General features: G+C 61.8%; 11 protein-coding genes and 1 pseudogene. 6 read left to right on the top strand and 6 right to left on the bottom strand.

Translation table 11 applies throughout. The features are described from left to right. Positions 1-153: 153 nt before the first annotated feature. Positions 154-672 (top strand): Hcp family type VI secretion system effector, encoded by a 519-nt coding sequence (locus AB4N80_RS23885; RefSeq protein ID WP_122568138.1) that lies wholly within the window; start codon positions 154-156, stop codon positions 670-672. Positions 673-1,179: 507 nt separating this feature from the next. On the opposite strand, the gene AB4N80_RS23890 is transcribed toward AB4N80_RS23885, so the two are convergent. The 6 genes and pseudogenes from AB4N80_RS23890 to AB4N80_RS23915 all read right to left on the bottom strand — a co-directional run bounded on the left by AB4N80_RS23890 (position 1,180) and on the right by AB4N80_RS23915 (position 8,283). Continuing rightward, positions 1,180-1,353: a hypothetical protein gene (locus AB4N80_RS23890; protein WP_163006834.1), complete on the bottom strand. Its 174-nt coding sequence runs from the start codon at positions 1,351-1,353 to the stop codon at positions 1,180-1,182. Between the two features lie 26 nt (positions 1,354-1,379). Continuing rightward, positions 1,380-1,622 (bottom strand): hypothetical protein, encoded by a 243-nt coding sequence (locus AB4N80_RS23895; protein WP_122568137.1) that lies wholly within the window; start codon positions 1,620-1,622, stop codon positions 1,380-1,382. A 65-nt stretch (positions 1,623-1,687) separates the two neighbouring features. Then, the gene (locus AB4N80_RS23900; protein WP_460079134.1) at positions 1,688-2,758 is read right to left on the bottom strand and encodes a lipocalin-like domain-containing protein; all 1,071 of its coding nucleotides are present in this window, start codon (positions 2,756-2,758) and stop codon (positions 1,688-1,690) included. Further along, positions 2,748-5,216 carry an ABC transporter permease gene (locus tag AB4N80_RS23905; RefSeq protein ID WP_460090581.1) on the bottom strand — a complete coding sequence of 823 codons (2,469 nt, stop codon included), beginning with the start codon at positions 5,214-5,216 and terminating at the stop codon, positions 2,748-2,750. Before AB4N80_RS23905 ends, AB4N80_RS23900 begins: the two co-directional genes overlap by 11 nt. Positions 5,217-5,447: 231 nt before the next feature. Beyond that, positions 5,448-5,960, bottom strand: a pseudogene (locus AB4N80_RS23910) (ABC transporter ATP-binding protein); the annotation flags it as partial. Between the two features lie 625 nt (positions 5,961-6,585). Then, complete coding sequence (locus AB4N80_RS23915) at positions 6,586-8,283, bottom strand: sulfatase-like hydrolase/transferase (protein WP_122568133.1); 1,698 nt, start codon at positions 8,281-8,283, stop codon at positions 6,586-6,588. Between the two features lie 375 nt (positions 8,284-8,658). Between AB4N80_RS23915 and AB4N80_RS23920 the strand changes: the two genes are divergently transcribed. From AB4N80_RS23920 to AB4N80_RS23940, 5 genes are read left to right on the top strand one after another with little or no spacing between them, the layout of a single operon-like run. Further along, positions 8,659-10,023: a UDP-glucose dehydrogenase family protein gene (locus AB4N80_RS23920; protein ID WP_122568132.1), complete on the top strand. Its 1,365-nt coding sequence runs from the start codon at positions 8,659-8,661 to the stop codon at positions 10,021-10,023. Beyond that, positions 10,020-11,075 (top strand): NAD-dependent epimerase, encoded by a 1,056-nt coding sequence (locus tag AB4N80_RS23925; RefSeq protein ID WP_305470460.1) that lies wholly within the window; start codon positions 10,020-10,022, stop codon positions 11,073-11,075. Before AB4N80_RS23920 ends, AB4N80_RS23925 begins: the two co-directional genes overlap by 4 nt. Next, entirely contained in the window at positions 11,072-11,818 is a 747-nt protein-coding gene (locus AB4N80_RS23930; protein ID WP_122568130.1) for a sugar transferase, read from the top strand. The genes AB4N80_RS23925 and AB4N80_RS23930 overlap by 4 nt, the downstream gene beginning before the upstream one ends. Next, complete coding sequence (locus tag AB4N80_RS23935) at positions 11,819-12,463, top strand: CpsD/CapB family tyrosine-protein kinase (protein ID WP_122568129.1); 645 nt, start codon at positions 11,819-11,821, stop codon at positions 12,461-12,463. Between the two features lie 20 nt (positions 12,464-12,483). Further along, a complete protein-coding gene (locus tag AB4N80_RS23940) occupies positions 12,484-13,506 on the top strand; it encodes a polysaccharide biosynthesis/export family protein (RefSeq protein WP_122568128.1) in 1,023 nt (340 codons plus the stop codon). Positions 13,507-13,514 lie beyond the last annotated feature (8 nt).

The raw sequence follows: 13,514 nt of genomic DNA on the forward strand, positions 1-13,514 counted from the left end.
GTTGTCCTTCTGGAGGAAATAGCCGCCCACTTTTAAATCAACTTATTGATATATAAAGTTTTTTTGAAAATGGCATAACACTTGATAACCACCAGGCCACCTCGGGGCGATTTCCGTCCCAGGCCCTTAGTTATCCAGGAAGGAGAGCACCCCTTGGCTACCCCCGCATACATGGCCATCGTCGGCACCAAACAAGGTCTGATTACCGCTGGCGCGTTTACCGCAGACTCGGTGGGCAATACCTATCAGGAAGGTCACGAAGACCAAATCCTGGTACAGGGCTTCCAGCACCAGATAATCATCCCGCGCGACCCCCAATCCGGCCAGCCAACCGGCCAGCGCCTACACAAACCCTTGGTTATCACTAAGGTGTTCGACAAAGCCTCACCCTTGTTGCTGGCGGCCCTGACCAGCGGTGAGCTCATGGAAGAGGTTTCAATCCAATGGTTCCGCACTTCGAAGCTAGGCGCTCAGGAACACTACTTCACGACCACGTTGTTCGACGCGATCATCGTAGAAATCCAGGATTACATGTTCAATTGCCAAGACCCCGCGAACGCTCACTTCACCCATCTGGAAGACGTGCATTTCACGTATCGCAAAATCACTTGGACCCACGAAGTCAGCGGCACCTCGGGCTCCGATGACTGGCGTTCACCCGTCGTCGACTGACACTGGAGAGCAGCCGCTCACGCATCGGCCAACGCTGTTGGTCAATGTGCCTTCAAATAATTGACAGTTATTGATTCAGGACGGTGTTCGCCCAGTGCGACGGCCTCGGCAATCCATGCACTGGTAAAGAGCCTGACACTGGGCGAACGGGGACAATAATAATGGAACTTTCAGAATATGTCCGCGAGACTGTTTAAATAATTGTTTATGTTTATTGTAACTGCCCACGACTGATCATGACTCACGCGTTCATACAGTTACATTTGAGGACTGGCCCTGACCCGTGGCGAGGGAGCCTGCTCCCGCTCGGGCGCGCAGCGGCCGCTTTTGGGGGCTGCTTCGCATCCCCGCGGGAGCAAGTTCCCTCGCCACAGTATTTGGATGACAACTCATACGCTCGCTGTACAAACACTTATACAAAACATGGACAATACAAAAAAGTTATCCACGTAAAAACATTAAACAGTCATTAAAAACTCTTTTTGATACCAGCCGACGTGACGCACTTCAGCCACGCCGTCCGGTTTTTTGCGCATCGGTGTCCCCCGCTTCAGGGTCACCCTGTTGCTGTTTGCGCTTGGCCGGATCATTGGGCCGCAAGGCATCGTTATCGCGCTCCACTTCACCAGGCAACGCGGGCTCGTCCGGGTTCTGCGACGGTTGATCGGGGCTGTGCTTCATGACGAACTCCTTGGGTCTTTCGGGATTCAGGCATCGGGGTCGGCGACTTCTTCAGCGACATTGGCATCCGGAGAGCGCTGGTGCAGTTGCTCGGCCTGGTTCTTCAAATCCTGCCAACGCGCCAGATCGATGGCGCCCCGGCCGAACAGGTCATTGGCCACTTGCATCAGCTCGGTGAAGTGGGCATCGGGGGACTGCTGCCAATAGGCCTTGTCGTCGAACAACTGCTGCCAGTCGGCCAACGATGCAAGTTTGAGGTCATCGCTCATGGCGGGCTCCTGCTAGGCATTCATCAGTTATGAGGGTCGACATTCGCGGGGAGTTCCGGCGATTCTCAGTAGCCGGTCATTTCCAGGTAACCCGTGCCGCCCTGGTTACCACTGAGGCGTACCGGGCCCTCCCAATAGGGAATGCGCAGGTCCATCCAGGCCTTGGGATTGAGTGCCTGGGTGGTGATGTCGAGTTGCTTGCCGAGGATCTTGATGGCCCAACGCACCGGCATCGAGCGCCCGGCGACCTTGGCGGAGTCCAACGGCACGAGGCTGATCTCCCCGGCCTGCAGGGTTTGCGCCTGGCCCTGGGCGTCGATCCAGGTGCCCGTCAGGTAAGGCGCGCCGTCCTTGTGGCGCATGCGATAGAGCATCACGTGCTCGCCGTTGTCCAGGTGCAGGGAGAACCAGTCCCAGCCGGTCTGGTTGGCGGTCAGGGGCTGGCTGCTCCATTCGCGGTCGAGCCAGGCCGGGCCGCTGACCATGTAGCGTTGACCGTCGATTTCCAATTCACCGCTGGCCTGGAAAAACGGCTGACTGTAGTAGTACGACGCCTGCCCCTGTTCGGACTTCTGGCTGAAACCTTGATCGCCCTGCAACACCAACGGGCGGCTCGACGTCAGCCGCAAGGCATAGCTGAAGCGTCGGTCGCGAGCCTTCAATTGCATGTCCGCCAACGGCTCGGCCGCAGCAGCCTGACTGGTAAACTGCCAGTCGTCGATCCAGGCATCGAAGGGCTCCGCCCGCACCCCAGCCTGCCCCACCCCGCCCCGGGCATAACGCTCGGCGGCATGGTGCGCGGTGGCGGAAGTGACCGCCGCGTGGCCGAGCCAGATTGTCTGGTTGCGCCACCCGCTGGCTTGGGGCGCGGCGTTCAAAGCGCTGCGAAACAGCGTCCATTGCACGCCGAATTCCCGGCCCTGGGCGTCCTTGAGATTGGCGGTGACGTACCACCACTCGATGCGGAAACCGTCATGAAGGCCATGGTCGGCCGGGAAACTGAACACCCGCCCAGGCACCACCGGCGTGAACGCGACAGCCTGGTCGCCGAGACCAGCAAAGCCCTTTTGCGTCGGCGCCGAGTCATCACAACCGCTGAGCAAGGCCAGCAGCAACACGCCGATTTTAATCTTCATGGGCAAAGGTCCTCAGCAAATCCGCCGGCTGCGTGCGGTACAACGCATACAGCGGCCAGGCCGATGCCAGCAGCGTGGCGAGCATCGCCAGGGCCAGCAACTGCACCAATTGCAACGGGAACACCCGCAACGGCAGCCGCCAGCCGAAGGCCTGCACATTGATCACCGCGTCCAGACACCAGGCCAGGGCAATGCCCAGCGGCAAGGCCAGGACCAAGGTCAGCAGCGCCAGCAACCAGGTTTGGCCGAGGTTGAGCAACATCAATTGTCGGCGCGTCACCCCCAGCGCCCACAGCGGCGCCAACTGGCCGAGGCGACTCTGGCTCTGGGTCAGCAGGCTGATGAACAACGCCACCCCGGCCACCGCCAGGGTCAAGCTGTTAAGGGCCGCGGTGGCGGCGAAGGTGCGTTCGAACACCTGGGTCGACCAGCCCTTGAGCCGGGCCTGGTCGACGATGCGGCTGTCATCCAGGTTGAACCGGCCTTGCAACGCAGTCAGCAGCGCCGGGATCGCGGGCGGTTCGATGCGCAGGTTGAACCGGTTCGGCGTCAGCTGCGGCCAGTGCGCCAGCAAGTGATCGGCGTTGACCAGCACATGGCCCTTGGGATTGCCGTAGTCAGCGTAGATACCGATGATGCGCAGTGCCCAGGGGCCCTGTGGTGTCGGCAGGGTCAACTGATCGCCGATCCTCACCTTGAGGCGCCGGGCCAGTTGTTCGCTGAGCATGAGGGTGTCGGCGCCGGCCAGTTGCTCCCACGGCTTGTCGCCGGACGATTCCAGCAGCGGCCAATGCTGGCGATAGTGAGGGTGATCGATGATGCCATGGATGTCCGTCGGCCAGCCCTGCAACGGGATCGAGACTTGCCAGAGGGGCACGACGGCCGTGATCGCCGGTTGCTGCTTGAGCCAGGTGTGCAGTTGTTCCGCCTGCGCCGGGGTTTGCGGGTTGATGTACAACTCGGCGCTCAGCCGTTGTTCGAGCCAGTTGCTGAACGTCTGGCGGAAACCGGCGGTCATGCTGCCGGCGCCGATGTTCGCCGCCAATGCCAACAGCAAAGCCATCAGCGCCAGGCTCAGCGTCGGCAATTGCTGGCGGCAATCGGCGAGAAACCATTGCCCGAGCACCGAGCGATTGCGGCGCAGCAGTTGCTTCAGCGCACTGTTGAGCAATACCGGCAAGGCCAGCGCCGCACCTAGCAACAAGGCGGTCATCAGGACAAAACCGCTGGCCAGGCTGTCACCCCAGATCAACGCCGAGGTGGCAATCAATGCCGCCCCTGTCGCCACCCAACCCTGGCGACGCAGCCAGCGCCCATGGGCCTGATGCCAGGCCTGGGGATTGGCCAGCGCCAGCAAGGGCAGGCGCGCCGCCCGCAACAGGCTGTCGGCGCCGGCCAGCAGCGCGCCGAGCAGGCTCAGGCCGACACCGCTGAGCCACCACCCCGGGCTGAGGTTCAAGTGCCCGGCCACTTCGGCACCGTACAAACCCCGCAGGCTCGCCGCGACATCGGGCAACAACAGGCTCGCCAGCCAATAGCCGCTGAGCACCCCGGCGATCCCCCCCAGCAAGGCCAGCGCGCCCAATTCGATGGCCAGACTGGTGACCAGCACCCGCGCACTGACGCCACAGGCCCGCAGGGTTCGCAGTAGGCTGCGGCGCTGTTCGAGGGCCAGGCCGATGGCCGCGTGAACGATGAACAACCCCACCACGAACGATAAAAACCCCAGGGCGTCGAGGTTCAGGTGAAAACTTTCGGTCAGGCGCGACAGGTTGTTTTCTTCATCGGCACGCTTGAATTGCAGCCGATCGCTGAAGGCCTCCGGCAACGCGGCGTTGAAGGTGGCGGGCAATAACAGCCGCGACAGCTGTTCCGGCAAGCCGAGTACCGCTTGGGCAAAACCGATGTCCATCAACAGCACGCCGGGCGCCATGTCCACCTGGACGTGCAGCGGCGGCAGGGCTCGCCCATCGACTGTACGAGGCCGGTCGCCCTCCCCCAGCCCCAAGGCCTGCAAGGTCTGCGGGGCGATCCAGGTGCGACCGGGGTCGGTAAAGAATTCCACCACCTCGCTCATCTCCCGCGCCTGCCCCGCCAGTGCCGCACCGGGCGGCAACGATATCGGGTCGATGCCCATCAGTTGCAGGCGCTGATCCTCGTGCCCCTTGAGCTGCACCCGAGCTTGCAACACTGGCGACACCGGCCAGCCCTGGCGCCGCAAATCGACAAACCATTGCTGGGGGAAGGTGCCGCCACCGGGTGCATTGAGGCTGGCCTGGGGTTCGCCGCCGATCAGTTGGCTGGCCCGAGCGTAGCTGTCCCGGGCCTGACTGTTCAGCGCTTGCACACCGGTGAGCAGGCTGGTGGCGAGCCAAAGGCCGGTCAGCACGCTGAAAAACTGCACCGGGTGTTGGCGCCAATGACTGAGCAAGGCCTTGAGGGCTTGGCGAAAGATCATCACCCCCTGGGCCACCTGCGCCAACCGTCCGCCGTGCAACTCCACGCACTGGGCCAGGCGCGCCGCCACCCGTGGACTGTGGGTCACCATCAGCAGGCTGGTGTGGCTGCCCTCCAGCAGTTCCAGCAACAGTTGCAGCACTTCGTCGCTGGTGGCTTCGTCAAGGCTGCCGGTGGGTTCGTCGGCCAGCAACAAGGGCGGTCGCGAGGCCAGCGCCCGCCCCAGCGCCACCCGTTGCTGCTGGCCGCCGGAAAGCTGCTCGGGATAACGCCGCAACAGCGCTGCAAGCCCGAGCCGCTGTACCAGATGGGCTTGCCAGGCCGCGTCATAGCGGCCGCACAGGCGCGCCTGGAACGCCAGGTTGTCCTCCACCGACAAGCTGCTGATGAGGTTGAACTGCTGGAACACCAGGCCGATTTCCGTGCGTCGCCAGTTCGCCAACTGACTTTCGCTCATGCCGTCGAGCCGATAGTCGCCACTGCGGATGCTGCCGCGATCGACTTTGTCCAGCCCGGCGACCAGGTGTAGCAAGGTGCTCTTGCCACTGCCCGACTCCCCCATCAGCGCCAGGCTGCTGCCGGGCATCAGGGTCAGGTCGACACCCTGCAACACCGGCAACGGGCCTTGGGGCGTGGGGTAGCTTTTAAAGACATCGCGGACTTCAAGCATGAAAAGGCTCGATGGATGAACGTGAGGCTCAGGATAGCGGAGTTGAGGGGCGGTCCCACTCACGGGTTTTCTCATCGCTCGTCGGGTTGGGGGTGTATATCCGTTTCTGCGGTAACGGCTGCTGGCGGTTCCGCTCTTACAGCGGGTCACTTTTGAAGAGCCCGGAAGCCGGCCCAGTCAAAAGTAACCAAAACGCTTTTGCCCCACCACTCGGTGCCTCGCCTAGGCTCGGCATGCCGGAACAAAGGCATTGCTCCGTGGGCCGCCGCGAGGCGGCCTGATAGCCGACCTGGCTCTGGGTGATCGCGTTTCTCCTGTGGGAGCGGGCTTGCTCGTGAAGGCGGTGTATCAGGTTGCAGTGATGTTGGATGTGCCGGCGTCATCGCGAGCGAGCTCGCTCCCACAGGGGGGCTGGGTGCACATGGATTTTGTGTCTGCTGAAGATCCAATGTGGGAGCGGGCTTGCTCGCGAAGGCGGTCTATCAGGTTGCAGTGATGTTGGATGTGCCGGCGTCATCGCGAGCGAGCTCGCTCCCACAGGGGGGCTGGGTGTACATAAAATTTGTGGCCGCTGAAGATCCAATGTGGGAGCGAGCTTGCTCGCGAGGCGGTGTCACAGTCGATGAAGATGTTGGATGTGCGGGCGTCATCGCGAGCAAGCTCGCTCCCACAAAGAGCCCAGCGCATAGGGGGTCTCCAGTCAATGCCCCACCGCCATTTCAACCTGGCCAACAGACGGCGTCACAATATGGTCCAGATCAATATGTTTCCAAGCCGGTTTCGCCCCCAACCGTGCATTGAAGCGATAGTTGAAGGTGAAATCATCATCGGTCGCTTGGCTCAGGGATTTCCCATAGACCGATTCAACCCCAACCGGGTCATACCCCATCAACTGCAACAGGGTCGGGAAGATGTTGTAGTGGCTGGAGCGATCCTTGTTCCGGGCCCAGGCGTCGCGCCAATCGAGGCTGTGCAATGAGCTGCCCTGGATCACCACCAACGGAACCAACCCTTCCTCGGCCACCGGTTCACCGCCGCAATGGGTGTTGAGCCCAGGGTTGCCACGCTCGTGCAGGTCCTGTCCATGGTCGGAGGTGTAGATCAACACAGCATGGCTCAAATCGGCCTGCTGAAAGATTCGCTTGAAGAACTCGCCGACATTCCACAGCAAGGTGTTCTGGTAGGCGTTGCGGTACAACAGCCAATCATCTTTCTGCCCATTGAAGCCGTCGCGGCTGCCGGTATCGGACACTTCCTGGAACTGCCCCCGCGGCAAGGCCGGCCGGTAGTTCATGAAGTCGTCGGGGTATTTGTCGTGTACCGGAAAATGCGCCCCCACCTTGTTGATCACCACCAGTTCGGCCTGATTGTCGCCCAGCAGTTCGATCAACTTCGCCGCCGCCGCCATGTCGCGGTCGCGCACGCTGGTTTGGTCGAATTGGACGAACTCATCGATGTCCTGTTTTTCCAGTTTGGTCATCAGGTTCTGCAGGTTGCCGCCGGTGCGTTGAGCGTCGATGTAGACGGTGCGCAAGCCGGCCTGCTTGGCGTACTGCCAGATCGACGGCCGGGTGCTGTTGATGCGCACGTAGTCGGCGCGTGTACCACCGTAACGCAAGGTGACATTGGTGTCGGCGCTGCAATTGGCGATGGATGCCGCGTAGCCGAAATTGAAAATGTCCACGCCCTCGGGCGGGGTCTTCAAGCCGCTGTGCACGCCAAACGGCGTGTTGATATCCAGGTAGTTGCCACCAACGCTTTCATCGATGATCAGCACGATGTCCTGCTCGATCAAAGACGATCGCCGCGTCAGGGTGACCGGCTCCCGGGGGCCAATGGTGTTGTGCAAGGACTCATAGGCAAAGAGATTCAAATAGGCCAGCGGCGTATACATCACCGGCAGGCCGCGCGCGCCCTCGCCCGCCCGCACGAACAGCACGCCACTGAGCAACACCACGCCCAGCACGGGTGCGAGCACCGGCAGATAACCGGGTACTCGCAGCGCCCGCCGAGGCTTGAGGGCGATGCCGAACAACAGCAACAAGCCGCCAATCACCGCATTGATGATCACCTCACGATACTGGTAGGCCGCCTCCTGGATGAACCCACCCGAGTACACCAGCGAGACGAACTGGCTGTAGGTCAGGTAACTGTCCGTGACCTGGGTGTACACCTCGAAAAACACCGCTGAAACAAACAGCGCCAAGGCAAACACATGCCTCACCAACGTCTGGCGTATGTAAGCGCTCATCCACAGCGCCACCACCAACAGCACGAACATGGCGCCGAACAACAAGGTTGCCAAGCCCAGGCCCAACGCGTCGAGACGGTCGAGGTAATAGGCGTACCCCTTGAACAGGTACGAAAACAGCAGCAACTCCTTGAGGTAGCGGGCCATGTTTTCCTCGACCGGATCGCAATATCGAAAGTGCTTCGTTCCTGCACGTTAGCAGCCGATTTTCAAAGCGCAAGAAATGCCTCCATCAGCTGAGCGTCAAAAAAAAGTTACCCCAAAAACGACACGAAAACCCGTCACAAAATGTAAAAACCTATGGATAACGACCGTTTATCGCTTTGTTAAATGCCAACTATCCCCAGTAAAACAGCCACTTTGCTAGACCAGTCAATGACTTGATATCAAAAGGCCCGATTTCACATGAATTGCCAACACTGACAACTGTCATTTTGCTGACACGCTTTTCTGAAGCTGCGCTATACCCCTCTAAACAGTTTCATCCGAGTTACATCATTCGGTCTGCGAGGCGCGCCAAAAATGGACGTGAGCGTATTTGGTACGGGGTATGTCGGGTTGATCCAGGCGGCCGCAATGGCCGATGTCGGACACCGCGTTTTGTGCATCGACATCGACCCGAACAAGATCCGGCAACTGCAACAGGCCGTACCGACCATCAGCGAGCCGGGGCTGTCCAATCTGCTCGAAGACAACATCAAGGCCGGCCGCCTGTCGTTCAGTTCCCAGGCCAGCGACGCGGTCAATCACGGCGAGCTGATTTTCATCGCCGTCGGCACCCCCGCCGATGAAGACGGCTCGGCCGACCTGAGCCATGTGCTGGCCGTCACCCGGCAGATCGCCGATTTCATGGACAGCGACCGCACCCTGATCATCAAGTCCACGGTGCCGGTGGGCACCGCCGACAAGGTGACCGAATGCGCTCGTCAGGCGCTGGCCCGGCGGGGTCTGAAACAGCTGAACGTACGCGTGGTGTCCAATCCCGAATTTCTCAAGGAAGGCAGCGCCCTGGCCGATTGCATGCGTCCGGACCGGATCATCGTCGGCACCGCCGACCCGGTGGCCCGCGACCAGATGACGGAGCTCTACGCGCCCTTCTGCCGTAACCACGAAAAACTGATGTTCATGGACAACCGCAGCGCCGAACTGACCAAGTACGCCGCCAACGCCATGCTCGCCACCCGCATCAGCTTCATGAACGAACTGGCCAACCTCACCGAACGGCTGGGCGCCGACATCGAGGCGGTGCGCAAGGGCATCGGCTCGGACCCGCGCATCGGTTATCACTTCATCTACCCCGGCTGCGGTTTCGGCGGTTCGTGCTTTCCCAAGGACCTGCGGGCCCTGCTGCACACCGCCGAACAAAGCGGCATGCCGCTGCGCCTGCTGCGCAGCGTCACCGACGTCAACGACAGCCAGCGGCACATCCTCTTCGAGAAACTGGCGAAGCAATTCCCGGATGGCCTGGCTGGCAAATCGATTGCCATCTGGGGCCTGGCGTTCAAGCCCAATACCGATGACATGCGCGAAGCCCCCAGCCGCTACCTGATGGAAGCGCTGTGGCGCGAAGGCGCCCGGGTCCAGGCCTATGACCCGGAAGCCATGTCCGAATGCCGTCGTCTCTACGGCTATCGCAAGGACCTGAACCTCTGCGCGACCCGCGATGACACCCTCGAAGACGCCGACGCCCTGGTGATCTGCACCGAGTGGAAGAACTTTCGCGTGGTGGATTTCGACCTGTTGGCCAGCAAGTTGCGCGCCCGGGTGATCATCGATGGCCGCAACCTGTACAACCCAGAACACCTGGCCGCCGCCGGGTTGTTGTATCGCGGTATCGGGCTGCGCCACACCGTGCCTGGCACTCCTGCACCAGGGCTGCAAGCGTGAACATCCTGGTCACCGGCGCAGCCGGTTTCATCGGCGCCCATGTCGTGCTGCGGCTGCTGCGCGACGGTCATCGGGTGTGCGGACTGGACAATTTCAATGGCTACTACGACCCGCAACTCAAGCACGACCGCGTGACCTGGGTGCACGAACAGGCCGGCGAATTCCCCTTGGCGCGGATCGACCTGGCCGACGCGCCGGCCGTCGACGAACTGTTCCAGGCCAGGCGCCCGGACGTGGTGATTCACCTCGCGGCCCAGGCCGGCGTGCGTTACTCCCTGGAAAACCCGCAGGCCTATGTCGACAGCAACATCACTGGGTTCCTGAACATCCTGGAAAACTGCCGCCGGTATCCGGTCAAGCACCTGATCTACGCCTCCTCGAGCTCGGTATACGGTGCCAACTCGCGCACCCCTTATTCGGTGCAGGACAACGTCGACCACCCACTGTCGTTGTACGCGGCCAGCAAAAAAGCCAACGAATTGATGGCCCACAGCTACAGCCACCTGTTCGGTATTCCCTGCACTGGCCTGCGGTTCTTTACGGTGTACGGCCCTTGGGGCCGGCCGGACATGTCGCCGATCCAGTTTGCCCGCGCCATCGTCGAAGACCGTGTGCTGCAGCTGTTCAACCACGGTGAGCACCAACGGGATTTCACCTACATCGACGACATCGTCGAAAGCATCGCCCGCCTGATCGAACGTGCGCCCCAGGTCACGCCCCTGCTGGATCACGAACAACCGGATCCGGCCACCAGCCGCGCGCCCTGGCGGATCTACAACATCGGCGGACAGCACCCGGTGGCGCTGCGCACCTATGTCGCGCTGCTGGAAAAACACCTGGGACGCACCGCCCGCGTCGAGCTGCGGCCCCTGCAAGCGGGCGATGTGCTCAACACCTGCGCCGATGCCAGCGACCTGGCACGGGCCACTGGCTTCCAGCCGGGCATAGAACTGGACGACGGTCTGGGCCGCTTCATCCAGTGGTTCCTCGAGTATTACCCACTGCCTGCCCACGCGCCGCTTGCGGCCCAACCTCAGCGGAGGAGTCTATGACCCGACATGAGCAAATCATTGCGATCAACGCCCCCGGACGCGACAAGCGTGTCGATCCCGACCACCGCAGGCGCCTGGACGCGGCCATCCACCGTCAGGGCCGTGGTTGGTTGACCGGTCGCGACGGCGGCCGACCCTGGACGGTCTCGCGCACCAACCGCGTAGTGGCTTGCCTCGGCGCACTGGCGATCCTGCTGGTGTTCTGTCCGCTGCTGCTGGGCCTGGCGCTGCTGGTCAAGTTCTCCAGCCCCGGTCCCGTGCTGTTCATACAGAAACGCACCGGTTATCGCGGCAGGGTCTTCGGCATGTACAAGTTCCGCACCATGGTCGCCGACGCCGAAGCCCTCAAGGAGTCGCTGCGCCACCTCAACAAACACGGCGCCGATGCCATCGATTTCAAGATCGATAACGACCCGCGCATCACGCCCATCGGCCGGTTCCTGCGTCGCAGCAGCCTCGACGAACTGCCGAACCTGATCAACGTAGTGACCGGCGACATGCGCCTGGTGGGCCCGCGGCCGACCTCGTTCAACGCCTATCGCTACAAGGACAATCATCTTGTGCGCCTGAGCATCTACCCCGGCATGACCGGCCTGTGGCAGATCTCCGGGCGTAGCAATATCGACTTCGACCAGCGCGTGGAATTGGACCTCAGCTACATCGCTGAACAAAGCCTGTGGCTGGACTTGAAGATCCTGATGCTTACCCCCTTCAAAGTTTTCAGCGGCCACGGAGCGAGTTAAATGGACGGTTCGACGAATATCCTCACCATAGCCAGCCCGAGCGAGACCAACCTGACCTCGACCGTGCTCGACCCGGATCTGCGGATCCTTCTCATGACAGCCGCCAACATTGGCACCGGCACGAGCACCAGCGCCATGGCGCTCGCCGCTCAACTGGCGCAGATGAGCACCGGACGGGTGTTGCTGGTGGATGCGAGCCAGTCGCCGCGCAACCTCAGCCAGCAACTGTCGCTGCACAAAGAGCGCGGCTTCAGCGACCTGTTGTTCAACACCCTCGCCCCACCGCTGTTGCAGGACTGCGTGGTGCAGGTTTCCAGCCTGCCCTTCGACGTGCTGCCCCATGGCCGCCTGGGACATAACGCCGAACGCCTGAGCCCCGAGCGACTGCGCCCATTGTTCAGGCAACTGGGGGCGCAGTACCGCTTCGTGGTGATCGACGCCGACGCGGTGTATTCGGCCACCGACACACTGGTCATCAGCACCCAGGTGGACGGCGTGGTGCTGGTGGTTCGCGGAGAGGACACCCGCTGGGAAGTGGCCCAAGCCGCCCGGCAACGCTTGGTCCAGGCGGGCGCGAAGGTGGTCGGCAGCGTGTTCAATCGCCGCAAGTACTACATGCCCAAATGGCTCTACAACAACCTGTAAGCCCGCAAAAGGATGACGAGATGAACGCCAGAATGCTTGTCCTGCTGTTGCTGCCGCTTGCCGGTTGCTCCAGCACCACCGATACCCGTTCGATGCCGGTGCAGATCCTCACGGCCGCGCCGGCCAACGCCCAAGCCACCGACATGCCCAGGGTCGAACAGACCCTGAGGCCCCAGGATGTGCTGGATGTGATTTTTCACATCGACACCACTTCTTCCCAGGCTTACCGCGTGCAGCCGGGCGACCAGGTTGCCCTGAGCTTCACCGCCGCCAGCCAACTCAACGGCACGCAACAGGTGATGCCCGACGGCAGTATCGAACTGCCGGGCGCCAACACCTCGGTGAAAGTCTCCGGCCTGACCACCGACGAGGCGCGCCTGGCAGTGCAACGTGCCTACAACCAGAAGATGCTGTTCCAGCCCAATCGCAACCAATTGACCGTAATGGTGACCAGCCCGCTGTCCGGCGAGACGAACCTGCGCAACACCTTGACCCACCCAGCCACCGGCATGAGCCGGGAAATCATCGTGGGCCGGGATGGCTACGCCAGCTTCCCGGAAATCGGCTCGGTGCCGTTGCAAGGCATGACCGTCACCCAGTTGGAGACTTTCCTCAACGAGCGCTACGCCCAACTGCCCGGCCACATGACGGTGGATGTGCTGCTCAAGTCCACCGCCGGTAACGAGATCTATGTCCTCGGTGAAGTGGCCCAGCCTGGCTCCTACCCGATCCGCCGGCCGATCTCCGTTCTCGAGGCGCTGACCCTGGCCCGGGGCACGAACGTCAAGGCAAGGCTCGACTCGGTGGTGATCATGCGTCGCAACGGCAATCAGGTTGAAGCCCGCCACTACGACGTCGAGAAGGCTCTGAGCGGCGACGCCTCGCAGATCGCCTACCTGCAACCGGAAGACATGTTGTACGTGCCCAAGACCGGCCTGGCCAAAGCCGGTGAAATGGCTCGGCAACTGGCCGACGTGGTGCTCTTCCAAGGCGTTGGCGTCAGCTTCGGCTACGACCTCGACAAAAGCAGCGACAGCAACTGACTCAGGTG

The sequence above is a fragment of the Pseudomonas sp. H3_A02 genome, from assembly GCF_054671965.1.

What these genes read in the sequence shown, in the direction of transcription:
- AB4N80_RS23895 (WP_122568137.1), bottom strand. Translation starts at nt 1,622, where the DNA reads ATGAGCGATGACCTCAAACTTGCATCGTTGGCCGACTGGCAGCAGTTG.
- AB4N80_RS23940 (WP_122568128.1), top strand. Translation starts at nt 12,484, where the DNA reads ATGAACGCCAGAATGCTTGTCCTGCTGTTGCTGCCGCTTGCCGGTTGC.
- AB4N80_RS23905 (WP_460090581.1), bottom strand. Translation starts at nt 5,216, where the DNA reads ATGATCTTTCGCCAAGCCCTCAAGGCCTTGCTCAGTCATTGGCGCCAA.
- AB4N80_RS23930 (WP_122568130.1), top strand. Translation starts at nt 11,072, where the DNA reads ATGACCCGACATGAGCAAATCATTGCGATCAACGCCCCCGGACGCGAC.
- AB4N80_RS23890 (WP_163006834.1), bottom strand. Translation starts at nt 1,353, where the DNA reads ATGAAGCACAGCCCCGATCAACCGTCGCAGAACCCGGACGAGCCCGCG.
- AB4N80_RS23900 (WP_460079134.1), bottom strand. Translation starts at nt 2,758, where the DNA reads ATGAAGATTAAAATCGGCGTGTTGCTGCTGGCCTTGCTCAGCGGTTGT.
- AB4N80_RS23915 (WP_122568133.1), bottom strand. Translation starts at nt 8,283, where the DNA reads ATGGCCCGCTACCTCAAGGAGTTGCTGCTGTTTTCGTACCTGTTCAAG.
- AB4N80_RS23920 (WP_122568132.1), top strand. Translation starts at nt 8,659, where the DNA reads ATGGACGTGAGCGTATTTGGTACGGGGTATGTCGGGTTGATCCAGGCG.
- AB4N80_RS23935 (WP_122568129.1), top strand. Translation starts at nt 11,819, where the DNA reads ATGGACGGTTCGACGAATATCCTCACCATAGCCAGCCCGAGCGAGACC.